Origin of the sequence: Bradyrhizobium sp. HKCCYLS1011, from assembly GCF_051167795.1 — a bacterium.
Classification (GTDB): Bacteria; Pseudomonadota; Alphaproteobacteria; order Rhizobiales; family Xanthobacteraceae; genus Bradyrhizobium.
In genome coordinates this window covers 289,362-313,383 of record NZ_JBNPTT010000008.1, presented here as the reverse complement: position 1 = coordinate 313,383, position 24,022 = coordinate 289,362, and the positions used below count along the sequence as shown (strand labels likewise).

At 62.9% G+C, this 24,022-nt stretch carries 20 protein-coding genes; 12 read left to right on the top strand and 8 right to left on the bottom strand.

Annotation, left to right across the window (positions count from 1 at the left end):
• Positions 1–59: 59 nt before the first annotated feature.
• The 3 genes from ACQR1W_RS27245 to ACQR1W_RS27235 all read left to right on the top strand — a co-directional run bounded on the left by ACQR1W_RS27245 (position 60) and on the right by ACQR1W_RS27235 (position 3,690).
• Positions 60–1,802 (top strand): adenylate/guanylate cyclase domain-containing protein, encoded by a 1,743-nt coding sequence (locus tag ACQR1W_RS27245; protein WP_434853694.1) that lies wholly within the window; start codon positions 60–62, stop codon positions 1,800–1,802.
• Positions 1,803–2,054: 252 nt separating this feature from the next.
• Positions 2,055–2,255 carry a cold-shock protein gene (locus ACQR1W_RS27240; protein WP_006609369.1) on the top strand — a complete coding sequence of 67 codons (201 nt, stop codon included), beginning with the start codon at positions 2,055–2,057 and terminating at the stop codon, positions 2,253–2,255.
• A 211-nt stretch (positions 2,256–2,466) separates the two neighbouring features.
• The gene (locus tag ACQR1W_RS27235; protein WP_434853693.1) at positions 2,467–3,690 is read left to right on the top strand and encodes a CaiB/BaiF CoA transferase family protein; all 1,224 of its coding nucleotides are present in this window, start codon (positions 2,467–2,469) and stop codon (positions 3,688–3,690) included.
• A gap of 102 nt (positions 3,691–3,792) precedes the next feature.
• Here ACQR1W_RS27235 and ACQR1W_RS27230 read toward each other — a convergent pair whose 3' ends face one another.
• The 3 genes from ACQR1W_RS27230 to ACQR1W_RS27220 all read right to left on the bottom strand — a co-directional run bounded on the left by ACQR1W_RS27230 (position 3,793) and on the right by ACQR1W_RS27220 (position 7,189).
• Positions 3,793–3,960, bottom strand: coding sequence for a hypothetical protein (locus tag ACQR1W_RS27230; RefSeq protein ID WP_434853692.1), 168 nt, complete (start codon positions 3,958–3,960; stop codon positions 3,793–3,795).
• A 71-nt stretch (positions 3,961–4,031) separates the two neighbouring features.
• Positions 4,032–5,555, bottom strand: coding sequence for a hypothetical protein (locus ACQR1W_RS27225; RefSeq protein WP_434853739.1), 1,524 nt, complete (start codon positions 5,553–5,555; stop codon positions 4,032–4,034).
• Between the two features lie 203 nt (positions 5,556–5,758).
• On the bottom strand, positions 5,759–7,189 hold the full coding sequence (locus ACQR1W_RS27220; RefSeq protein WP_434853691.1) for a hypothetical protein: 1,431 nt from the start codon (positions 7,187–7,189) through the stop codon (positions 5,759–5,761).
• Between the two features lie 1,225 nt (positions 7,190–8,414).
• On the opposite strand from ACQR1W_RS27220, the gene ACQR1W_RS27215 reads away from it, so the two are divergent.
• The 4 genes from ACQR1W_RS27215 (at position 8,415) to ACQR1W_RS27200 (ending at position 13,069) form a co-directional block, all read left to right on the top strand.
• A complete protein-coding gene (locus ACQR1W_RS27215) occupies positions 8,415–9,011 on the top strand; it encodes a hypothetical protein (protein ID WP_434853690.1) in 597 nt (198 codons plus the stop codon).
• A 1,433-nt stretch (positions 9,012–10,444) separates the two neighbouring features.
• The gene (locus ACQR1W_RS27210) at positions 10,445–11,506 is read left to right on the top strand and encodes a hypothetical protein (protein WP_434853689.1); all 1,062 of its coding nucleotides are present in this window, start codon (positions 10,445–10,447) and stop codon (positions 11,504–11,506) included.
• A 145-nt stretch (positions 11,507–11,651) separates the two neighbouring features.
• Entirely contained in the window at positions 11,652–11,987 is a 336-nt protein-coding gene (locus ACQR1W_RS27205) for a hypothetical protein (RefSeq protein ID WP_434853688.1), read from the top strand.
• Positions 11,988–12,322: 335 nt separating this feature from the next.
• Positions 12,323–13,069, top strand: a complete 747-nt coding sequence (locus ACQR1W_RS27200; protein ID WP_434853687.1) for a metallophosphoesterase family protein — start codon at positions 12,323–12,325, stop codon at positions 13,067–13,069.
• A 172-nt stretch (positions 13,070–13,241) separates the two neighbouring features.
• Here the strand turns inward: ACQR1W_RS27200 and ACQR1W_RS27195 are convergent, their stop codons facing one another.
• Together ACQR1W_RS27195 and ACQR1W_RS27190 are read right to left on the bottom strand one after the other, a co-directional pair.
• Positions 13,242–14,261: a hypothetical protein gene (locus tag ACQR1W_RS27195; protein WP_434853686.1), complete on the bottom strand. Its 1,020-nt coding sequence runs from the start codon at positions 14,259–14,261 to the stop codon at positions 13,242–13,244.
• A 354-nt stretch (positions 14,262–14,615) separates the two neighbouring features.
• Positions 14,616–16,991, bottom strand: coding sequence for a mechanosensitive ion channel domain-containing protein (locus ACQR1W_RS27190; RefSeq protein WP_434853685.1), 2,376 nt, complete (start codon positions 16,989–16,991; stop codon positions 14,616–14,618).
• A 251-nt stretch (positions 16,992–17,242) separates the two neighbouring features.
• Between ACQR1W_RS27190 and ACQR1W_RS27185 the strand changes: the two genes are divergently transcribed.
• Both ACQR1W_RS27185 and ACQR1W_RS27180 read left to right on the top strand, forming a co-directional pair.
• A complete protein-coding gene (locus ACQR1W_RS27185) occupies positions 17,243–18,103 on the top strand; it encodes a helix-turn-helix domain-containing protein (protein WP_434853684.1) in 861 nt (286 codons plus the stop codon).
• 117 nt (positions 18,104–18,220) lie between these two features.
• Positions 18,221–19,588 (top strand): FAD-binding oxidoreductase, encoded by a 1,368-nt coding sequence (locus ACQR1W_RS27180; RefSeq protein ID WP_434853683.1) that lies wholly within the window; start codon positions 18,221–18,223, stop codon positions 19,586–19,588.
• A 3-nt stretch (positions 19,589–19,591) separates the two neighbouring features.
• On the opposite strand, the gene ACQR1W_RS27175 is transcribed toward ACQR1W_RS27180, so the two are convergent.
• Entirely contained in the window at positions 19,592–20,230 is a 639-nt protein-coding gene (locus ACQR1W_RS27175; protein ID WP_434853682.1) for a glutathione S-transferase family protein, read from the bottom strand.
• 85 nt (positions 20,231–20,315) lie between these two features.
• Between ACQR1W_RS27175 and ACQR1W_RS27170 the strand changes: the two genes are divergently transcribed.
• The 3 genes from ACQR1W_RS27170 (at position 20,316) to ACQR1W_RS27160 (ending at position 22,583) form a co-directional block, all read left to right on the top strand.
• Positions 20,316–21,281: a helix-turn-helix transcriptional regulator gene (locus tag ACQR1W_RS27170; RefSeq protein WP_434853681.1), complete on the top strand. Its 966-nt coding sequence runs from the start codon at positions 20,316–20,318 to the stop codon at positions 21,279–21,281.
• A 262-nt stretch (positions 21,282–21,543) separates the two neighbouring features.
• Complete coding sequence (locus ACQR1W_RS27165) at positions 21,544–21,798, top strand: hypothetical protein (protein WP_434853680.1); 255 nt, start codon at positions 21,544–21,546, stop codon at positions 21,796–21,798.
• 275 nt (positions 21,799–22,073) lie between these two features.
• Positions 22,074–22,583, top strand: coding sequence for a hypothetical protein (locus tag ACQR1W_RS27160; RefSeq protein WP_434853679.1), 510 nt, complete (start codon positions 22,074–22,076; stop codon positions 22,581–22,583).
• 6 nt (positions 22,584–22,589) lie between these two features.
• Here ACQR1W_RS27160 and ACQR1W_RS27155 read toward each other — a convergent pair whose 3' ends face one another.
• The gene (locus ACQR1W_RS27155; RefSeq protein ID WP_434853678.1) at positions 22,590–23,087 is read right to left on the bottom strand and encodes a TPM domain-containing protein; all 498 of its coding nucleotides are present in this window, start codon (positions 23,085–23,087) and stop codon (positions 22,590–22,592) included.
• A gap of 18 nt (positions 23,088–23,105) precedes the next feature.
• A complete protein-coding gene (locus ACQR1W_RS27150; protein WP_434853677.1) occupies positions 23,106–24,014 on the bottom strand; it encodes a TPM domain-containing protein in 909 nt (302 codons plus the stop codon).
• Between the last annotated feature and the right edge of the window lie 8 nt (positions 24,015–24,022).

Here is a 24,022-nt window from a genome sequence, read left to right as displayed (position 1 = left end):
CGTCTCGGACGCCCTATTCGCGGCGGGAATAAACATCTAGAATTGTGGTTCACCCTGCCATGGACCGCATGAAGACCCCGGCTCACCCCACGCGCAGACAGCTCTTTCGTGGAATCGGCGTGCGCCAGGTCCGGCTCGCTTGCGGACTGGTACTGTTCAGCTATCTGATCAGCCATTTCCTCAACCATGCGCTCGGTAACATCTCGCTGCAGGCGCTGGCCGAGGGCGTGTACTATCACACCCTGTTCTGGCAGTTCCTGCCGGTCGCCATTGCGCTTTATACGGCCGCGATCGTGCATGCCGGGCTCGGCATTTTCGCGTTCTACCAGCGCCGAGAGTTCAGCTGGAAGACCGTGGAACCGCTCCAACTCGTTCTCGGGCTGAGCATCCCCGCATTGATCTTCTCGCACATCGCAGGCGTCCGGATCAGCCAGACGCTCTACGGTCTCGAGAAGCTCTATCCGCAGGTGCTGTATGCGTACTGGGCCGGCGCTGCCTGGCGGATCTGGCTGATGTCTGCAACGCTCCTGGTCTCCTGGACCCACGGCTGCATCGGCCTCCATATGTGGCTGCGCATGAAGCCGTTCTACAAGCGCGCTGCGCCCTGGCTGTTGGCCTCCGCGGTGCTGATCCCGACTTTGGCGCTGCTCGGCTTCTATCGCGGCGGGCGCGACGCGATGGCAGCGGCCGCCGACCCGCATTGGCGTGCCGAATATCTGTCCGAAAGACACCTGGGAACACCGGTGCAGCAGACGGCGCTAGACAATATCGTCGACGGCTTCGCCGTTTTCTATCTCGGGCTGCTTGGCGCGGTGCTGCTGGCGCGCGGTGTTCGCGCGCTGCACGAGCGGCGCGGCGGGATCATCACACTGTCCTATAACAACGGCCGCAGCTTGCGTGTGCCGAAGGGGCTTAGCGTGCTCGAGGCGAGCCTGCGCTACAACGTACCGCACGCCAGCGTCTGCGGCGGTCGCGCACGCTGCTCGACCTGCCGGATCCGCGTGATCGGTGATTGCAGCGATCTGCCGGCGCCGTCGCCGCGCGAGGCGTTCGTGCTCGCCCAGGTCGGCGCGACGGATCCTTCGATCCGGCTCGCCTGTCAGCTCCGCCCGGTGAGCGACGTCTCGTTTTTCCAATTGTTTTTGCCGAGCCCGGTCTCAGGTGCGCCGGCCACGCAGGCCGCAGGCATCGGGCAGGAACGCTATCTCGTCAGCCTGTTCGTCGACATGCGCGGTTCGACCAAGCTTGCCGAGAGCCGGCTGCCGTTCGACACGGTGTTCATCGTCAATCGTTTTCTGGGAGCCGTGTCGCAGGCCGTCACCTCAAGCGGCGGCCAGCCCAACCAGTTCGTGGGCGACGGCATGCTGGCGCTGTTCGGGCTTAGCGTCGATCAGCAGACCGCCTGCCGCCAGGCGGTCCAGGCAGCCGGACGCATTGCGGTCAATATCGAGGAGCTCAACACCTCCCTCAGTCACGACCTGCGCGAACCGATCCGCTTCGGCATCGGCATCCATGGTGGCGAAGTGATCGTCGGTGAGATCGGCTACCGCGACCACATGGTGTTCACTGCGCTCGGTGACGCGGTCAACGTCGCGGCAAGGCTGCAGGACATGACGAAAAGCCTCGGCTGCGAGGCGATCATTTCCGAGGACGTCTGCGCGATGACGGGCCTCACGGCGTACGATGTGCCGGAGCAGGACGTCGAGATCCGCGGCCGCACCGAGCCGATGCGCGTGCGGACGGTCGCGGAGGCCAAGCTCCTGACTGCCTTGGAGCATGCGGAGCACGTCGTCGCGGCCTGACCGGGCAGTGCCGGTTGAACCTGAAGGCATGCTGCATCGTCTTACCTCAAGGCCGGTGTGGAGCTGGCGGGACGATCGGCGAGCTAGCGGCCAAAAAGCCGCAAAGGCGCCACGATATGGCTCATTTCAGGCCGAATCCGCCCGTTGTTTGCGCTACCACGCCTGTCGCAACCGGCGTATCTTCATTGTCCGGGCATGGCGGTTCGCGGGGACTGCTTTGCCCGACTTGGTATTTTCCCGCGGAGGCAACGTATGGCTAAAGGTACGGTCAAGTGGTTCAACCCGACCAAGGGTTACGGATTCATTCAGCCCGCAGCTGGGGGCAAAGACATTTTCGTTCACATCTCTGCAGTGCAGAAAGCCGGTCTCACCACTCTGAACGAGGGGCAGACGATCGAGTATGAGGAGATTGCCAACCGGGGCAGAAGCTCGGCCGAGAACCTGAAAGTCTAACGGACGGCGCGCGGGGCATTCAGGACTGGTCCGAAGCCCGCAAGCGTCAAAGCCAGCAAGACCAACGCAGCTGACCGGAGCGAGAAGCCCGCTCCCGGTCAATTCCATTGCCTCGCTCCCCAAGATAGGTCAAATGCTCGCCTAACCTCCGGCGCGTGCAGGAAAAATTCCAGCGCGCGGAAACAATAAGCGAGCACGGGAGCGACGTCGCATGGACGATAGCCGCAAGGGCGATAAGGGCATTTTCCACGGCCTGAAGGTGCTGGATTGCGCAAGCTTCATCGCTGCGCCCGCAGCGGCAACCGTGTTGTCGGATTTCGGCGCCGACGTCATCAAGATTGAGCCGCCGGGCGCCGGCGATCCCTATCGCAACCTGCCGAACCTGCCCGGCTATCCCCGCAGCGAGCACAACTACGCCTGGCATCTGGAGGCGCGTAACAAGCGCAGCCTCGCGCTCGACCTGACCAAGCCCGAGGCGCAGGCGATCCTGCAGCGGCTGGTGGCCGACGCCGATGTGTTCATCACCAACTTCCCGCCATCGGTGCGCAACAAGCTCGGCCTCACCTACGAGACGCTTGGCCCTCTCAATCCACGGCTCATCTATGCCTCCTTCACCGGCTACGGCGAGAAGGGCGAGGAGGCCGACAAGCCGGGCTTCGACAGTAACGCCTATTGGGCCCGCTCCGGCCTGATGGATCTCGTCCGCGCCGATGAGACCACCACCCCGGCCCGCTCGGTGGCGGGCATGGGCGACCATCCCTGCGCGATGGCGTTTTACGGTGCGATCGTCACCGCGCTCTATCAGCGCGAGCGCACCGGCAAGGGCTGCCACGTCGCCTCCAATCTGATGGCGAACGGGGTCTGGGCCGCCTCGGTGCTGGCGCAGGCAAAACTCTGCGGCGCCCAGTTCGTCGAGCGGCGCCCACGCGAGCGGGCGCTGAACGCCGTGGCCAACCACTACAAATGCCAGGACGGCCGCTGGGTCATGCTCTCGCTGCTCAACGAGGAGAAACAGTTCCCGATCCTGGCCCGCTGTCTTGGCCGGGAAGACTTGATCGATGACCCGCGCTTTGTCACCAAGGCCGACCGTCACGCACATTCCGTCGAACTGATCGCAGAGTTCGACCGGGTGTTCGCCACCAGGCCGCTGGCGGAATGGCGCAAGATCCTTGACGGCAATGGCCTCGTGTTCGGCGTGGTCGGCATCCTCGACGATATTCCGACCGACAAGCAGATGATCGAGAACGAGGTGTTGGTGCCGTTCGAGAACGACACGATGCTGACCATCAACAGCCCGATCTGGATCGAGGGCGCCCGCAAGGTCCGACCGCGCAAGCCCCCGGGTGTCGGCGAGCACAGCGACCAGATCCTGCGGGAGGTAGGCTTCGACGAGGCCGCAATCCAGGCCTTGCTCGCGCGCGGCGCGGTCGCGTGACTTAGAGTGCGATGGGATCGGGTCGAATCGCCATCGCGCTCTAGGTTTTTGATGGAGCATGATCTCTTCGGAAAACCGCTTCGCACTTTTCCGGATCATGCTCTAGCGGTGCAGCCAGGCCCAGCCGACGAAGAACACGATCACGCCTGCGACGATCGCAAAAAATATGGTCCAGCCGCTGACGCGGATGGTACCGGCGATCTGCCGCTGCTCTTCATTCTGCGCGATCTTCCGATCGCGCTCCTTGTTGATCTGGTCCTGCGTGCTCATCGCCCGCTCCCGTCACTTTGGCCATCCGGGAGCTTAACGCGCAAACATGTCGGGCGTTCGCGCGTCGGCGCCTATCGGGTCGAGATGAAGCACATGCCCATTCGTGTGTTGGCGCTGGCCTGGCAGGACAGGCCCGACGCGCAGGTCCAGGGCGAAAAGCTCTTGTCGTTCTCGGCCTCGTCCGGCCGCTTGACGTAGCAATGGCCACCCCAGCCGTCATTGTAGACGGTGCCGGCAAGCTCCTGGCTTCCGCGTTCCTGCGGCCGGCTGGAGAAGCCGCGCGAGAAGTCAGGCTCGCGTCCCTCGCTGAACGCCGTCAGGATGTCGCGGCGACGTACCTGATCGCCGAAGAAGTGCGGCGAGCCGGGCACCGTCGTCGTATTCGAAGGCTTTGCCGCCATCCAGTCCACGCCCGGAAAGTGGAAGCCGCCGATGCCGCGGGTCTGGTGGCAGCCGCCGCAGCTGATGTCGTTCAAGCGCCGCTCGAAGCCGGCGACGGAACGGATGTTCTGCAATTGAACCCCTTTTGCCGCCGCCTGCTCCAGCGCGCCGACCACGTCGGTGTCGTTGAACACCGGCGCGTGCGCGGTGTCCTCGCCCTGGACCAGGCCGAACGCCGGCTGCAGTGCGGAATTGACAAAGCCCACCGGGGTCGGCGCCACCGCGACCTTGGCCAGGAACTGATCGGGGATCAGCACGGTGCCGCGATCGAGCTCGGCAAGATGATCCGGCTGCAGCAACCATGTCTTGAACGCTCGCGCCAGATCCGCATCCGCCAACAGCCGATCGCGATCGATCTGGTCTTCCATGACCGCTTCTTCGAACGTGCCGGTCTCGGCGTGATAGTCGAACACCTTCATCATATAGTCGGTGCGGAAGTCGCGCACCGCCGATTTGGGCGCATGTGCGATCTGCAGATTGGTCTCGATGCGCAGGATATTCTCAGGCCTGATCAAAGCGAGCGGCCCATCTGCGGCGGTCAGTTTCGCGGCCAGCTCGCTGCCCGTGAGCGCGATATCCGCCGTATCGAGCCAGCGCTTGGCAATCTCGGCGCAGGACGGCGTGCCGCTCCTGGCGGCCTCGTCGCCGCGTGCCTTGAACACAAGATTGAGCGTCATCGGCAGCCGCGGCGAGACGGCGTCTTCGCCGGTCTCAGGCTGGTTGGTGCGGATCAGGCGATAGAGCAGCCGGACCTCGCCGCAATGCGCGGGATCGACGAAGGCGCGATCCATGCGGTTGACCGCACCCGCCAGCACGAAGCGCGTGTCCTTCGAATCCAGCACGGCGCGGTCGAACAGCTGAAACGCAAAGGACGAGCCGACCCCGATGCTCTCGTCGGGTAACGTCGTCTTGTGCTGCTCGATATAGCGATCGAATTCGGCGTCGAGCGCCTTGCGCAATGGCACCATCGGGGGCAGCGCGAACAGCTCGGCTGCGCTCACCGGTGTCTCACTGATCCGTTCCCCCACGATCACGCGATTGAGACCGAACGTGGTGCGATCGATCTCGCGCAGCGCATAGGGCTCGGTGACGGCGGCCCCGCGTTCCAACGGCGCGCTGTCTCCCGCATGCGCCAATGGCGCAAAAGCCAGCATCGCAAGACCTAGAACCGACAATCGCAAGACGCGCCTCCTTCACAGGACAAGAACAGCGCGAGGCAGGTTTTATTTCCTGCCGCATCGCGCAGGCGCTTGGTAGCCTTCGAAAATAGCCGAAAAGCGGAAAGTTGCGGGCAAGTATGCAACGAGGCGCTTCACCTGATGGTGAGCGCCTCGTCGCAGTTTCAGCAGACGGGAAGTCAGCGCGAGACCACGAGACCCCTCGTCGTCACCACGACCCAGCGGCCGTCCTGGCGCCTGATCGCATCGACCTTGCCGAGCCCGGGCACGGGGTCGCCGGCATAGACCTCGTACAGCCCGTCGCGGCCTTCGATCAGCGCAGCACCGCGACCGACATTGCGCAGCACCCAGCCCTCGACGATCCGCGGCCGGCTCGCATCAAGCTTGGGCGCCGCCGCCTGCGCCGGCGCGGTGGGAGCCGCCGAGGCAAGCTGTGCAGGCGCAACCGAGGCCGTCGTGTCCCTGGTGTCTCGTGCTGGGTCTCTTGCCGTCTCCCTCGCCGTTGCCGGCGCGGCCGCGGAGGCCTGCGCGGCGCGCAGCCGGTCGACGGCGTCGCTCAGCTTCTGCAATTCGCTTGGCTTCGCCAGCTTGGCCGCCAGCTCGCCCTGCACCTTTTCGAGCTTGTCGAGGCGCTCGGCGGCCTTGTTGAGCTCGACCAGGCTGGTCTGGTTGGTCTGCTCGAGGCCCGCCTTCACGGTGGCGAGATCGGAATCGATCCGCGCCACGGAAGCCGCGAGCGCCGGATCGTCGGCCGCGGCCGTCGCGGCGGGTTGTTCGGTTGAGCCGCGGCCCAAGGCCATGGTCACGGCTGCACCACCGATACCCCCGGCCAGCATGGCGAGCAGGAACATCGCCGCCATCGCCGTCGTACCGCGCCGGCCCGCAACCACCGAAGCTGGCGGGACCTGCGTGTTCGGCTTCGCGGCAGCAGGCGCGGGATCAGGGGCAGCCGCCTTTGCCGATCCGTCGAACTTGAAGGGATCGAGTCTCAGCTTTGCTTTCGCGGCGGCAGCAGCTGCGGCACGTTCAGCGCCCGCCCCGGCAGCGTCCCCCAACGCGCCCTCGGGTCCATGCGACATGATCAACCGCTTGGGTGGCACGTCCAATTTGGGCGGCGTGGCGCTCGTTGCTCCGAGCTTTGGCGCCGACGCGCCCAGTGCGGAGAGCTTCGGCTCCACGTTCAGCGTCTCGGCCTTGATCGGTTCGACTTTGGCCTGCGCGGGCTTGGTCAGCTCCAAAATGGTCAGAGTCGGCTTCGCCGCGCCGGAGGCCGCCACGTCGGCAGGCTTGTCGGCAATCTTGGACTGTTCAGGTTTGGCGTGCTCAGGTTTGGCGTGCTCAGGCTTGGAAGCTTCGGCCTTGGGCATATCCGCTTCGGCCACCTCCATCTTGGCGGTCGCGGCAGCTGCCGCACTGCTGTCAGCTTTGACCTCGATCTGGGGCGTATCGGCGGTCGGCGCCTCGTGATCGGGCGCGATCATCGGGGACTGGAGCACCACGGCCGCCGGCTCCGCCGCGTCCATGATTTTCGGCTCGGCGGGAGACGTCGGGGTCGCAACCGGCTCCGCAACGACGGCGCCGGCACTGGTCTGTTCGGCCTGTTCGCTCACGTTCGAATTCTCCAGATGACGTTGAGCCTTTGGTAACTTTCCATTTCTTGCCAAAGTCTTACTTTCCGCGGTCTTACCGAAGTTTTAGGAATTTCTCCGGGGCAGATTTGGGCCGAGAAAAAGGTCCATGTGTGGCAGAATTGTCTCATTTGGAAACACCTGGCGGTTCGTGCCGCCCATGGTTAAGTCCTGCGTGGGGTCACAGCGGCCGTCATTCCAGGGCCTGCGCACGTTCGCAATCTCGCGGCGCATGAAGCGTCCGAGCTTTGCCAAAGGCTCGCCCTCGCGAGAGGGAGGGCGCAGGGAAGGCCAGGCCTCGACCGAGGCCTGTGGCCCGCCTGCGAAAAAAATGCAGGCGGCAGGTACCACAGGTTCCAGCCGGACGACCCGGCCTTCCCTGCGCGATGGGCTTACGACTTATACGTGATCTCCTCGGTGCACCGGGCTTTCTGGCCACCGTCATCCGCACCATGCCCTTGCATCGCAAAGCGATGTCGAAGAGCACGCCGCGAATTTGATATCAGCGTCGGGATATCAGGACCACACGACTTCACCGTCCGCCACATCGCCAGTCGTCTTGCGCAAAGCGCCTGACGTTGTCGCGGCCATCGCATCCCGCACCCCACGTATCGTGACGACGCGTACGCCCCTCCTGAAGAGCGCGGGACGGGGGAGAAGATCGTCCTGATTTGCCCGACACGACAAGCGCGCGCAGGTGCGACACAGTGGCACGACGGGCAATATCTGCATGGCGTGCCTGCACGAACTGCCCGACGGGCACTCTCAGGATCAGCAGGCTCGCACCTTCCGATTCTTTCCGAGCATGTCCGCTCAAGGGATCGACCGAAGCTTCGCAATCGGCGCGCCGAAGGGCCGTTTGCCCAGCAGCCATCATCGATCTTTGGCCAGACGCTTCAATTGACGCTTGATCCGTTCGATCAGCTCTTGACCCGGACCATGGGGCCGCTCCCATAAAGCCGGTCTCCGTGGAAAGACGTCCTTGACCGAGCGCAAGCATTTTCGAACGGCCGCCCAAATAGCGGAGAACCGAAGGGCCGTCTTAGACCCAAATCGGAAGTCGCACCCGCTTCATTCAAAATTGAGCATTCTGTAGGTTAGAGGTTGCTGCAATTCCTTTCACAACCTAATCACACTTAGGCGGCAAGTAATCGACGGATGCCGCGCGAAACGGCGATGTCTGCTGCCGGCACGTAGGTACAATCGCATGAAGCAAAACCTTGTTTGCAGCAGCTCTCTAAACCGGATCGTTCTTGCACTCGCTGCAACAATTTGTGTCGCATCGATGAGCCCTGCTCAGCCCGAACAACCGAGGCCTGTTGCCGTGATCTTGGCGGATGTCGCGCTGCTCATTCATGGACCTTCCGGTGAATATTCATACAAGTTGACGAGCACAGCGGATGATTCAGCGACGCTCGAGGAGTTTGGCGACCGACGCACGCGTCTTGAGATACGTCAGATTCCAGATAAGCGATGCGTCTTTGTCTCCACGAGCGAGGAAAGGGATGGGCTCGACGTAGCGCAACTGGACCTCACAAAGTTCGACGGGACTTATCAGCTTTGGGAAGCTTGCCGCGGTCCGGCCGCCGCTCCTCCTGAAAATCGGTGCACCTACTCCCTTCATTTCAGTTCACAGAAGCAGGCGTTTTGTCATTCGCGGTTTTCAAAACCGGACTTTGACTTGAGCAAGATTCCGTTTCCTGACGGTGCCTGCCACTCCTACGCACTCGGTGCGAGAGAAAAGAAGTTCTATTCCAAGTACATCGATGCTTATGAGCGCATTAAAGAGCAATGTGGGGGGTAGGTAGCGATATCCAAATGAAACGCTTCGTTCTTTATCTTGAACATGATCAAAGCCTTCGGGCGATGGCCCGAACCGAGCTGAAGAATGAGGACTTCCGCCGTTGGCCCATGGCTATCTCTTCGAGCCCGGGAAGGTCTGGTCTGAAGGGTGGAGCTGAAGTGCCGTGGTTATAGTCGACACGGCGGCTTTTGACCCATCCCGGACATGCCGGTCTCCGCCAGCGATGTCGGCCCTTGACCGGAAGTAAGCAGTCGGGGGACCGATCGGCCGCTTTTTTTGCGGACATGGAGTTACCCGCCCGGAACAGGATCACTTTGGCGCCGCTGAATGGATCTCCAACTCCGTGCGGCACCAAGCACGTCTCTTGCGAGCTGAACTTGGCGGGCGGCACTCTGATTTCCGATCTTTTCGATGTGCTCGAGTGCCCAAGTGAGATACTGAATAGCTGCACAAGTGTCTTCATTTTGGTTTGAAGCCATCGCTCCCACCGTCTCTCTTAACACCATCTCCGATCACTCGACGCGACCGCTCGGAACACCGGGTCAACGTACGAAACGAAGCGTCGCGCTGGCTGGATCACCGCCCTGTTTAACTTCTCTGAAACGGTCCATCGAGGCGCTCCATCTCGGTCGCTGGTTACCGCGAGACTGACCTGGGATGAGGGCCTCCGCGCAAAGCCCTCGCCGGGCTGCCGTACCGCATGGAAACACGCCCGCTTCTGTGAAGGGTTTCGGATGCCGGCCGCTACCGAGATCGCGCGGCATATTCGGGCGGCCGGCGTCCGAAAGCCTCCAAAGGAGGAAACCGCGCTGGGGGACGTAGGACGATGCCGCATGGTCGAGCTAAGTCGCCTCAAACAACCTTCAGACGATCTATAGGATCGTCTTTGGGGATTTAATGTTCGGCGGCACCCGTACTTTCAAGAACTTGGCCGTGGTAAAAATACCACACCTCTAAACGCGAGTTCCTCGATGTTCGAATCTCATGAGGCAAACTGATCTCTATCGATCTGGAAAGCCCCGGGGCTACTGAGCCGAAACTGTTTCGAGTTGCCCGTCAAGAGCATCACTGCATTTGTAACCCTGCTTGCGTCGAGATTCCTGGAGAGGTCCAGCGAGCGAGATGATGCACACGATGACGGTCGAGAATGCCGACTTCGAAGTTGGCTCCCGCGCAATAGGGCTGCCCCACGAACTTAGATCAGCAGGTCCTCGACATCCGATCATCGCCGACGGGCTAATTGCACCGCTCGTCATGATGAGCTCTCGCCTATTGCTTCGCCGTGTCGCCAACCGCGGCGCCCTACCGCGCGAGCGGTTTAGTCCTCTAACCCGATGCGGACGTCCGTGAACGGTCGGTCGATAGCAATGCGCGATACAAACCTGTTAAAGTGTTACGGTCACGCTCCACTATTACTTGATGGACGGAAAGTGATGAAAAGGACAGCGGCTGGTCTACTGATTGCCTTGGTTTGCGGCGCGGCGTTCGCTCGGGTGGCGCCGCATTTTCCGCCCGCAAGAGACATCTCCGATTGCAGATTCGCTTCGGTTGAATCGACCAAACGGCTCATAGCCCTGGGCGTCATGGAAGGAGATACGCTGACGAATTTGCAGCTTGGTGATCCCGATCAAGCGAGTACGGTCATCCGTGTTGACGTCGCAGCCGGGACGGCCCCCTTGACCATCTATCTCGAGTCGCAAAACGCCGTGATATGGGATTTCGAGGGAGCCGTGGAGCAGATCGATCGCGTGTTCATCGTCGCCCGCAATGAAAGCCGCGGCGTTGCGGCCCGAGGATTGCCCAAAGAGAAGGTTGAATTTCCTGATCTGGCGCGGTGCCCTTGGGTCATCGGAACTCCGTCGATCACACCGCGCGAGGATAGGAACAACGTCGACCGCTACTTCGGCCGCTCTGCGGACCGTCTCGCGTTCGAAGGCTGGCCTCATTCGGTGGAATTGCCAACAGGTCAATTCGTGGTGCCAGAACGAGAAGCGCCCAGGAAGTCGGACGCCGAATTTGAGCTTCATATGTACCACCGGGGAGGCTTCCGTACGATTGACGCAAAGTCCCTGGTTTCGCCAGTGCCTGTGCTCGAGCCGGAGACCTATCCGAAGGAAGCTGGGCTGATCCAGCTTCTGAACGATGGAGCGATCAGACCGCCCAAACGCTCCGAAATCAAGCAATTGATCGAAGGATTTCGTCGGCAGTACCCATCACGCGGTGAACTTGTCGAACATACCAACTTCTCGGTCGACTACGTCATCACGCGGGATATGATGCTGCCGCCGGGACTTCATTCGAAGAGGTTCCTTGTTCTTCCTGGCGTGGCGGCGCCCCGGGGCCACATCGGCCACGCGTGTGTGATTTTCTTTGACGGATATCGCAGTGATGGGCCCAGTTGCGGAGGCATTCTCAGGGAGTGCTCTCCGACAGAGATCGTCAACCCCGAATTGCAGCGATCGTGCCGACTTCCGACCGACGGCAAAGCTCAATAGTAGGCTGCCCAACAGCGAACTGTTTGGTACCCTCACAAGGTCAAGTTCGCGTCCGCATGTGGCCCGGAGCTGACATTAGCGATTGTGTTTGGTAACTTGGCTTGTGACGTCGTTCCGTTCTCATGCATCAAGTTGACGGTGGCCGGTGATCATCACTCCTTATCTGGGTTTGGCGCTTGTTCTGGGCCTGCTGTCGACATCAGCCTTGGCTTCGCCCCCGGGGCTATTCGCAAGCGGCATCTGCACTCACATGGATGGCCTCGACGTAGAGGAGCAGGTCAAACCAATGCAGCCAGCAGGCCCGAATGCCATTCAAGATACGAGGAATACTCTTATCGACCGGCTCGGTCTGCCCACATTCGAAAAACGTCATTCGTCTGGAAGTATCTCGCTGACATGGGCCAGGGAAGCCTCGGCGGAGAGCGTTTACATCGAAATCTCCGAGGGAAATTTGAAGGTGAGCTGTGGTCTGACCTTCTAGAGATTGGATGCGGCTTTGGCTGCCGATCGGCTGATTACGCACACCCGCAAATGTCAGCTTGTGGCCCACCTCGGACCTTCCAGCCTGGGTCGAGGATGTCCGCTCTCGGCGGGCGACCGGACGTGAACTGCCGGAGGACTTAAAGACCGCTTTTGACCCAAATCGGACTTCATCGCCATCGCTTGATTGCGCCGCATTGATTGTGTAATTCTCCTGCCAGCGCCGATTTGATACTCAGCTTGCGGGCGCTTCTACAAATGCAGCTAAAGAGAACGGCTAGTCCTGCATCCTCCCGCAATGCGTGAATCGTCGGCCATCTCGAATTGGAGGGCCAAATGAAATTTGCTGCAATCGCAGATGTGCACGGAAATCGTCCGGCGCTTGAAGCCGTACTTGCGGACATTGCCGGGCTCGGCATCAACGAGGTTGTAAACCTCGGTGACCACGTCAGCGGTCCGTTGGAGGCGGCCAGAACTGCGGACTTGCTGATTGAACGAGATTTTCCGTCGGTGCGCGGCGATCAGGATCGAATCCTCATCGAGCTTAGGCAGGAGGGCACTTCGACTCGCGGCGATTTCCGACAGCTTGAGCGCAAGCACTTCGATTGGCTGGCGAGTATGCCACCCACGCTGATATACAGAGACCAAGTGTTCTTATGCCATGCGGCGCCAAGGAACGACGCTGCTTTTTGGCTCGACTACGTAACCGAGAACGGTGATGTGCGCGCCAGTCCGATCGAGGCCATTGAGCCCGAAGCTGAGGGGATCAACGCCCAGCTCATCTTGTGTGGGCACACTCACATTCCGAGAGTTGTCCGCCTGAGAGATGGACGACTAGTCGTTAATCCCGGCAGCGTTGGACTGCCCGGTTACGACGGGAGGACGCCGGTTCCTTACGTGGTTGAGGTCGGCGCGCCTCACGCGCGATATGCGATCTTAGAGCGGGCCGGAGAGGGCTGGCTGGTGACCATGCGGCACGTGCCCTACGATAACGCACCTATGGCTGAACTCGCGCGCAGCAGAGGAATGCGCAGTTGGGCGGACGCAATTGCAACCGGTTGGGTCCAACGGGAGAACAAGTAAGTCCGCTTGTGGCCCATAGCCGAAGATCGTTTTGACACTGCGAATGTCCGGTCGCAAAGGTAGAGCCGACGGGGCGTGGTGATGAGTGACAAGGCCGCTTGTTACCCAACCGCGACATCGAACAGCATCGCATGCTACGACGGCGAGGGTTTGGCGAGGCTCGTCCGAGCCTTTAGCTCGGTTCAATCCATTGGGATGGATTCGAGACGTACATGGTTCCTCGCGTCAAGAAAGCGGACAATTCAAGTCCCACACCCAGAACCGGCAAATCAAGCACAATGACGCCCGAGCCCTTGGCTGCCTCGAGGCCTCCGTACAGCGTGTGGAGTGCATTTCTCACGTTCTGAAGTAAGCCAATCGCCGTGAAGGTCTTTCGAGCATTTAGCGCGGGCGCCACGTATCGACCGTTCTTGAAGCCATCGATGAAGTACTTGCTTTGATGGATTGCTTGCAGCGCCGATTTCGAGACCAGCTTTTCGGTAAAAGCGACGTTGACGCCCCAGTCGTTCAAGGGTTGACGGTGCAACTCATATGGAACCGTGAAACCAAAGCCGAGAACAGCAACGGCCCCTCCGCTGCCGCCAAGACCCAGTCCCCACCGGCTGCTGATGATCTGGAGATCAAAGGTCTCCAAATCTCCCAAGTTCACGACGTACGCGGTCGTGCTCTCGACGCCGCCGATCAACAACTGTCCGCCAGACTTGACGCCGAAGCCAAGCCAACGCTGGTAGGACTTGTGCTCCACCGGATCTATTTGAGGTCTCGGCTGAGGCGGCGGTGGTGGCGGGGGCGGCGGCGGATTTGGTTTGTTCCAGACCGAGATGATGACAGCACGCCAGCTTTCGTTTTCCACCCCATCCTTTTCACCTGCATACATAGCTGCGCGCTCGCCTTTCGCCACCTCGAGCGCAATCTTGAAATTGTTGGGCACTTGCCTGCGAAGGAAATCAATGACGGCCCGCAGCCTGTTCTGCGACAATTGCATGTTGAAATCGTCGCTGCCGGTACGACTTGCAAGTCCTATGATTGTCAGGCTTCCTCCGTCCCTCAGTTTCGGAGCGACGACACTCATCAGCCAATTGGAATGTTCCGGCTTGATGGCGAACTTGCCGACTTCGAAATTGAACAACTTCGCCGCAATCGTATCTGGTACTTGCGATCTGTACTCCTGGATTTTCCCGGGCGACGCCATTTTGATTATCTCCCAAGGAGAGACCGACTGAGAAACGGGTAGAACTCAGATTGAAAGATCCGCGTATGGATGGGTCGCTCTGGAGTTTATGTCGGTTCATCGTCGCTCTCGGATTTCCCGCCAGCTACTTGAGCGTGCCGTCGACGCCGTCGAAGTTGGTGAGGGCGAAGCGACAAGACACTTCGCAGTTTTCAGCGGAATGTGCGCGGCGTTGGTTTCGTCGCGATGCCGCGGCGAAGCCAGTCTGCCGCCGCCCGTTTATTTGGGCGTGCCTGGGGGATACCTGACTACGCAAATCGGCATGGTTCAGCCCTGACGGGCTGCCCCGAAATAACGGTGGTGTGACACGGCCGCCTACCCCAACGCCCGTCGCTGCGCGCCGTCCGCACTGACCTCATCTACCGCCTGCGGCATCGGCATCACGATGATCTGGCCGTTGGAAGCGATCTCGATGCCGCGCTCCTGGAAGCGGCGCTTCATGCGGCGGTTGAACTCGCGCTGCACCGGCCAGCGTCCGGAATCGGTGCAGCGGATCTGGCCGACCAGCGTCGCCATCGACCCATCGACCTTGTCGACGCCCCACAATTCGAGATCGCTGCGGATCGCCGTGCGATATTCGGGCTCGCGGCGCATCTCGGCGACGATGTCCTTGAGGATCTCGCCGGCGCGATCGGTATCCTCCTTGTAGGCGACGCTGACGCTGACCGCCGCATTCCCGGCGCCGCGGCTGGAATTGGTGATCGTGGTCACGGCGCTGAACGGCACGATGTGGACGGCCCCGTCGGCGGCGCGCAGCCGGATGGTGCGGATCGAGACGTTCTCCACCGTCCCCGACAGCCCGGCGACGGAGACGACATCGCCGACCTGAACGCCATTCTCGAGCAACAGGAACAATCCGGTGATCAGGTCCTGCACCAGCTTCTGCGAGCCGAAGCCGATGGCGATGCCGACGATCCCTGCGCCGGCAAGCAGTGGCGCGACGTTGACGCCGATCTCGCTCAGCGCAGTCAGGCCGACGACGGTGACGATCAGGCACAACAGCGCCGTCCGCAGCATCGGCTGGAACGTGCGCAGGCGCGCCGCCCGCACGTAGTGCCCCTCGTGCGAAAGCACGTCGATCTGACGCTCCATCAGGGCATTGCTGATTTCCCAGATGGCGGCAGCCGCGAGTGCTGCCACGGCCACGGTGGCGAGCGCGGAGAGAAGCCGGCTGCCGATCTGGCCGCCATAGAACCAGACCACGGCGTCGACGCCCCAGACTTCGAGCACGGCAACGAGCCCTGCGAACGCGATGATGGCGGCGACGATCCGGCGCAGCAGCGGCAGATAGCGGTTGGCACGCGTCTCCAGTCCGGGGAAGCGCTGCAGGATTTCGGGCCGGATCGAGAAGCCGCGGTCGATCACGCTGAGCACGACCAACGTCAGCAGACGGGTGACCAGGATCACCGCGATCGTGCCGACGAAATATTGCAGCATCAGCGAATAGCCATTGCGGATGTTGAGCGCCCACACCGCCCACAGCGCCATGTCGAAGGCAATCGCGAAGTAAGGCCACAGCGCTGCGGCGCGATTACGCGCGCGCGCCGCAATCCCGACCTGGCCGAACGGCGCCCGGATCAGATCCGCGACTTGGCGGCGGCACTGCAGGATGATGATCGCGACGAAGAGATGCACGACCAGCATCACCAGCCGCAGCAGGCCCCAATAGCCGGCGCGGTGCAGCCCGAGCAGCAGCGCCACATTGGCAAAGCAGATGCCCGAGACGGCCACGGCGACGATACGGCGCGCCCAGATCTCGATATAGGCCGCGGTTTCGCCGCGGACGCGGATCAGGCCGAACGGACCAAACAGCGCGCGCACCGCGCAGATCAAGCCACGCGACAATGCATAGGCGTTGACGACGGCCAGAATCACGAGGCGCACGGTCGGCTGATCGCCGATCCCGGTGCCCAGCAGCGAGGTCGCAACGGCAACGAAGACGAGCACCGGCAAGAGTTCGAGCATGAGCCGGCCGAGCACGAAGGGCAGCCGGACGACGGACTGCCAGACCCGCACCAGCGACACACGGCGGCGCTGCGGCGCGGGCTCGTCGAGAATGTCGGCTACGGAGGATGGCGGATCGGCGATCATCACAGCCTGGGCCGGCGCACGCGCAGCCTGTGGGATGCGCTGCTCCAGATAGGCGAGAGGCCGCCTGATCAGTCGCACGCCAACCCATTCGGCCGCCAAGCCGAAGCCGAGCACCAGCGCGAGCTTCCAGGCGATGTCGATGAGCTGGTTGTAGGCCAAGGGATCGTTGGCGGTGCGGATGAACCACCAGTAGAACGCCTTGAAATGGGTCAGCGTGCGCACGACCTCGGCGATATCCTGCGAAATCTCGGTCACCTGCTCCGAGACGGCGAGCAGCAGCTGAGCGCCGAGACTATCCGCGCTGAGCGGGATCGCCGGTTTCTCCTCCGGCGCAGGCTGTTGCGGCTGGCCGGCGGTGGAAGTTGCGGCCACTGAAGTCGCCTGTGCCGGCGGCGCGACATTGGCGATTGCACGCAATGTCTCGATCATCTGCGTGCGCTTGGCGTCGTCCTGCAGCGTGTCGAGCGCGCGCCGCGCCTGCTCGGGTGTCAGCACCTCATTGGCGTGCGCCGCGGCAAGCGGTGGAGCACTTTGTGCGAGGGCCGGAGAAGCAAGGACAGTGACAGCGAACAGGATCGCGACGAGAGATCGATGCGCCACGCGGGCCTCTTCGAAAAAAATGCGATTCGAGGCTCCAGGAACCGGAGCCGCTCTCGCCATGCGTCATGTCGGAGATACACCTTTTCGTCGCCGCCATGTGTCGGAAATTTGCCGACGTCACGACATTATGTTGGCATTTGCCTCCACCTTCCGACGCCAACTACAAACATCCGCTGCTCACGAGCATTTTACCAATCGTGTTACGAATCGGCATCTCACATGCTGATTCCAGGCATCATGTTCAGCACGATATGAAGTTCGGCGACATCAAGTGGGCGCAGCACGACGGCGCGCCGCCAGCCATCCTGATGACGGCAGCGCCGCGCGGAGAGAGCGGGGTGTCGCTGCTGCGAACGCGCTTCGCGAAGGCCGCCTATTTCAACGGGACTGCGCACCAGCATCTGATCTTCCTGCAGCTGTCGCCGCGCCAGCGACTGAATTGCCGGATGGGAGGACGCAAGCTCGTGCACGAGCCGGGCTACGGCGCGCTCGCGATCTGCCCAGCCGGGATCGACTGCTCGGTCGACTCCGAAGCGGACATGGACACGCTGCTGCTCACCGTCGACCCTCGCCGGCTCACCCTGGCCGCTGCGGAAGCTGATGTGCCGCAAGGCCGACTGAACGAGCGCCTGTCAGGCTATGACGCGGAGCTACTTGCAATCGTCAAGCGGCTCGTGGCGGAGACGCGGGCCGACTATCCCAATGGCCCGCTGTTCTGGAGCGAGATCAACGACGAGTTCATGAGCCGCCTCGTCGACACTCACATGTCGTCGCCCGCGCGTCCCTCGCGCGGCATCATTGGCGCGCCCACGCTGCAACGGATCAGGGACTATGTCACCGCACGGCTGGCGGAGCCCATCGAGGTGGCCGAGCTTGCCGGTCTCGCCGGTCGCAGCCCGTTTCACTTCACGCGTGCGTTTGCGCGCAGCGTGGGCATGACCCCGCATCGCTATGTCGTGCACCTTCGGCTCCAGGCGGCGGTCGCACGGATCCGTGAAGGACGGACGCGGCTTGCCGACATCGCCGCCGAAACCGGCTTCTCCGATCAAAGTCATCTGTCGCGTTGGATCCGGCGCGTTCACGGCGTTGCGCCATCCGATATCGGACTCTGATTGTCTCCCGCAAAACAGCAGGAATCTTCACGATCGCCACGCGCAACGCTCGATAGATGAGCATGCGCCGAGACCGGCGCATGACTTGCGACATGAATTGCGACTTGGAGATCACCTGTGAGCGAACTATCCGAACAAGCGGCGCTGAAATATGGCTCTCACCTGGCCGACCGGATTTTCCGGCCCGGCAGCGCAGGCTATGACGCCGCGATCCGGATCTGGGCCAAGCCCGCGAGCGATGGCCGCCCGCACGCCGTCATCCGCTGTCAGACTGCCAACGATGTTCAGGCCGCGATCCGTATTGCGCGTGAGCACGATTTGCCACTCTCGGTTCGCTGTGGCGGCCACGACTGGGCGGGCCGGGCACTTTGCAACGGCATCGTGATCGATCTCGGTGGCATGCGGCAGGTCAGGATCCTGCCCGGCAACCAGCGTGTGGAGATCGGAGGCGGCGCGTTGGCCGCGGATGTCGCCGCCATCACCGATCCGCAGCACGGCGCGGTGGTCGCGGGCTCCGTCGGCTGTGTCGGCATGGCAGGCCTGACGCTCGGTGGCGGCTATGGCCCGTTCATCGGGCGCTGCGGCCTGGCACTCGACAATCTGCTTGCCGCAGAGGTCGTGCTCGCCGACGGACGGATCGTAACCGCCGATGCGGAGAACCATCCGGAGCTGTTCTGGGCGCTGCGCGGCGGTGGCGGCAATTTCGGTGTCGTCACCAGAATGCAGCACCGACTTCATGAATGCCCGGGCCTATGGTCCGGCATGCTGATCTATCCGATTGGCGAGGCTGCGACCGTGCTAGCTGCCGCGACTGCGCTCACGGCAGCAAGCCCGGACGCTCTTTCGGTGCAGTTCGTGTTGGCGGCCGATCCGAGCGGCGCGCCGATGGTCGTCGTTGTGCCTGCCTGGTGCGGCGATCCTGCGGACGGCCAGAGATGGCTCGCGCCGTTTCTCAAGCTCGGCACCCTCATTGCCGGCAGCATCGTACGACAATCCAACGGCATGTTCCTGGCGGCCTTCGATGCGCAGATCGTCAATGGACGGCGCACCTATATGGAAACCTGCTCGCTTCCAGCGTTCGATCGTACGGCCATCGAAGCGTTCGTTCGGGCCATGGCGGTCGCGCCCTCTCCAGGATGCATGCTGGTGACGCACGAATTCAAGGGCGCGGCCTCGCGCGTCGCATCCGATGCCACCCCATTCGCACTGCGCCGCGACCATGTGCTGGTGGAGATCGTCGCGGCCTTTGACGACCGCGGCAATCTGGACGACGAACGCGCGCATTCACATTGGGCGCGGCGCACGCGCGAGAGCTTTGCCACTGCATTGGCGGGTGGCTATCCCAACCTGCTGGCGCGATCCGAGACTGCGCGCGCTGCGGCGAGCTATGGCGACAACAGCGCGCGATTGCTGGGCGCGAAGGCCAGGTATGATCCCGACAATTTGTTCTCGTCGGCGATCCCGCTGCCATCACGCACTGACTAACCGTCAGATCGCCGCCGCGTGCTGCGCCGCCATCTCCTCATCCGCTGTCTTCACCCGCTGGAACGCCGGACGCGCGGTCATCCGCTCGGCGTAGCTGACGAACACATCGCGCTTCGGCACCAGGCCGAACATCAACGTCCAGCTGAAGGCGGTGCCCCAGAGGACGTCGGCCGCGGTCATGCGTTCGCCGAACAGATAGGGTCCCTTGGCGAGCTGCGCCTCCAGCGCGCCGAGCATCGTGTCATAATCGGCATAGGGCGACTGCGTCACTGGCGCCGGCGTGTGCTGCATGTAGCGGTCGATCAGCGCCGGCTCGAACGATGAGCCGTAATAGGCGATCCAGCGCAGATACGGTCCGCGCAGGGGATCATCGAGCGCGGGCGTCAGCCCTGCCTCCGGGAACAGATCGGCGAGATAGATATAGACCGCGACCTGCTCGGTCACGAGCTGGCCGCGATGGCTGACCGCCGGCACCTTGCCGAGCGGATTGACGACGAGATAGGCCGGCTGGCGCTGCTCGCCCGCCTTCATGTTGAGGACATGCAGATCATAGGGCGCGCCCAGCTCCTCCAACAGCACGCGGGTGCCGGTGGCGCGGGTCTGCGGCGCGTAATACAGGGTGATGCGGTCGGCTGACGTCATGGGCGGTCTCCTCTTGTCGTTATAGCGGGACTTCTTTGTGCCACCCCATACCTGACATCCTGTGTCAGGTATGGTTTAACGGGTCATGCGCGCGAGCCGGCTGCTCTCCATCCTCACCACCTTGCAGGCCCGGGGCCGGGCCACCGCGCCCGAGCTGGCCGAGGCCTGCGAGGTCTCAGTGCGCACCATCTATCGCGACATCGATGCGCTCGCAGCGGCCGGCATTCCGGTCTATGCCGAGCGCGGTGCCGAAGGCGGCTTCCGCCTGCTCGACGGCTATCGCGTACGCCTGAACGGCTTGTCGCCGACCGAGGCCGACGCGCTGTTCATGGCAGGCCTCCCGGGTCCGGCCGCCGCGCTCGGTCTGGACGGCGCGATGAATGCGGCGCAAGCCAAACTCGTGGCGGCGCTGCCGGCCAGCCTGCGCCCCAACGCAAGGCGGATGCAGGCGCGCTTTCATCTCGATGCCCCGGCCTGGTTCGGCGAGGCCGAGGAGCCGCAGCATCTGCGGACGATCGCCGACGCGCTGCTGGCCGACCGGGTGATCGACATCCGTTACCAGAGCTGGCGGGCGGAAAAGCGCCGCCGCATCGCCCCGCTCGGGCTCGTGCTCAAGAGCGGCAGCTGGTATCTCGCCGGCCAGATCGACGGCACCGTGCGCACCTATCGCGTCGCACGCATCCTCGATTGCAGCGCACGCGACGAGTCCTTCGCGCGGCCCTCGGATTTCGATCTCGCCGCCTATTGGCACGCAGCCACCGAACGACTCGAGGCCGAACTGCATCCGAACGAAGCCAAGGTGCGGCTGTCGCCGCGTGGCGTGAGGCTCCTGGAGGTCGTGAGCCAGCCTTATGTCAGGGCGCGCACGCGCATCTCGGAAACGGCTGATGCCGATGGCTGGCGGATTGCGACGATCCCGATCGGCATGACGGCGTGGCACGCGGCGACCGAATTGCTGCGCTTCGGCCCGGATGCCGAGGTGCTGGAGCCTGCCGGCCTGCGCGACATGATGGCTGAACTCGCGCGCGCGATGGCGGAGCGCTACCGCTGACATCGGCTGGACGGCAGGTCCTCATGCCCGCTGTCCTGTTATCACCCTTCACAGCGATGTGAGCCGGGCTGCCGGCGCGCGCCAACGGTCTCTCTGAAACCTTTGAGCATCCCAATATTTGCTTCAGCCGAAAGGTGCTTTCGGCTTTTCGCCCCTAATCATGCAGGGGGGCGAGATGCATTTGAAACCGGAACGATCACCGCGCCATGCATCAGCAGTGTGGTCGCGGTCCGCTCGTTCATGTATCGCTTGGAGCATCAACATGACCCGACCATTCCTTGCCGCGGCGATCGGCGCCGTCGTCATCTCATTCTCTGCGGCGTCGCTGGCCAGCGCGCACGACGTAACAGCCGCGTCCGAACGCGCGCGAGTTACCAAACCGATGCGCGTCAAACATCCTGCGCGGGACTATCCGCGATGGAGCTATAACCGGCTGGAGACGGCCCCCGAGCCGGTTTCGCCGCCGGTCAATCTGTTCGAGAGAGGCAGGGCACCGGCGCAGCCCGGGCAGTGGTGAACCATTCCGTGGTGGCACCAACGAGGGCCGCCGCGCCACAACGGACTTCAGCTAACCGATTGGCGCCCGACTGGCGTTTCCAATTGTTGCTGACGTTGCCTTCCCGTCCCATTTTCTGACCGCCTTCCAGGTCGAACTGATTGATGTCGGCGCTGGCGCCATCATGCGGTGCACAGTTCGTAGATGTGCATCGCATGATGATGCAGGCGTGCACTTCCGAACCAGCCGGTTCCAAGCTAGGCTGATCAAATAAATATAAAATGGGGAGGACAACGATGAGTACTTATGCTGCGAACGACCTCGCACGATCCGATGCCGTGAGCTCAGACCGCGGCCTCGCCATCCGCGCCGGCCTTATGGGTGGCCTGCTCGGCGGCGTCATCATCTGGATCTACGAGGCCATCGTCTGGGTCGGGGTACAGCATCTGATGCCGCTCGCAGGCATTCCGCGCAATGCCACCGGGCTTGTGTTCGGCAAGGGCGTGCAGGATTCGCTGGGAGCCATTGCCTATGTCGTCGGCACCGGCATCCACTTCGTGTTCGCACTGGCCTGGGGTGTCGTGTTCGCGCTGATCTGGCCGTATTTCCGTCGCCGCGGCTATGAGGCGACGCTGGTGGCGCTGTTCTTCGCCGTGGTGCTCTGGATCGTGATGCACGTCGCCATCGCGGTCGTGTCGAGCAACCATCCGGACTATCTCGATCCCATGGTGATCATCGGCGGCTTCATGTCGCATTTCTTCTATGCGGTGCCGCTTGCGCTCTATGTGAAGCACCGGCTCGGATAGCCGCACCTAGATCACCACCGGCTCGTCCGGCAGCTCGTTCGGGCTGCCGGCACGCGGCGGGAAATGCCTGGCCAGTTCGCGCGATACCGCCGCGACGCCGGCGATGACGCCATGCTCGAACCGGCCATGGCGGAAATCCTGCTCCATCGCGCGGCAGATGCGCTCCCAACCTTCCTTGCCGACCCGAGCGTCGATGCCGCGGTCGGCGACGATCTCGACATCGCGGTCGGCGAGCAGCAGATAGATCAGGACGCCGTTGTTCTGGGCGGTGTCCCAGATCCGCAGATGCGCGAACAGATCCAGGGCACGTTCGCGCGCCGGCTGGTCGCGGAACAGCGGCCTGCCGTCCAGCGCGCCTTCGACCACGAAGCGCACCTGTCCGGAGTGGGTGGCCTCAGCCGTGGTGATCGCCTGCGCGATGCGGTCGCGCATGTCGGACGGGAACACGCGTCGCACCCGCCAATGATGCTCGAGCAGATGCCGCAGAATGCGCGTGATGCTCATGTTCGCCAGCCCATCCCCTCACCAGCTTCCCGAGGCGCCGCCACCGCCGAAGCTGCCGCCACGCCCGGAAAAGCCGCCATCGTCCGATCGGCTGCCGCCGCTGCTCCAGCCGCCCGACGACGAGCCACCTGACCAGCCGCCGCCATAGCCGCGCCCCGGCGGCCCGAACGAACTGAGCGCGTCCCCAAACATCGCGACGACGAAGCCGACGATGCCGACCAGAAAAGCTGCGGCGAGCGAGCCCGCGATCGCCCAGGCGATCACACCAACCACGCCGCCGGTCGCGATCGCGCCGAAGAACCGGCCGAGGATCGCGCGCAGGAAGCCGGCAATGACGATTGCGCCGACCAGGACAAAGGGCGCCAGCGAGCTGATATTGTCCCAATCCAGATCGACGCCATGCGAGGCCTGCGGCTCCGGCGCCGGCAGTGTTTCGCCGTTGGCCACGGCGATGATGCGGTCGACGCCGGCATCGATGCCGCCAGCAAAGTCCCCGGTCCTGAATTTCGGAGTGATGTCCTCGTCGATGATGCGCCTGGATGTGACGTCGGTCAGGCTGCCTTCCAGGCCGTAGCCGACCTCGATCCGCACCCGGTGGTCGTTCTTGGCGACCACGAGCAGCGCGCCGTCATCGATCTTCTTGCGCCCGATCTTCCAGGCTTCCGCGACGCGGATCGAAAACTGCTCGATGGTCTCGGGCTGCGTGGTCGGCACGATCAGCACCGCGACCTGGCTGCCCTTATGCGTCTCCAGATCCTTCAGCTTGCTGTTCAGGCCCGCGATGTCGGAGGCCGACAAGGTGCCGGTCTGATCGACCACGCGAGCGGTGAGCTGCGGCACCGGGACGTCGGCGAAGGCCGACGCGAGACATGCGACGCACAGAAGGAGCGCCGCGACGAGTGTCCTCGCTGCCGGGATTGCGCGCACGGTCGCCC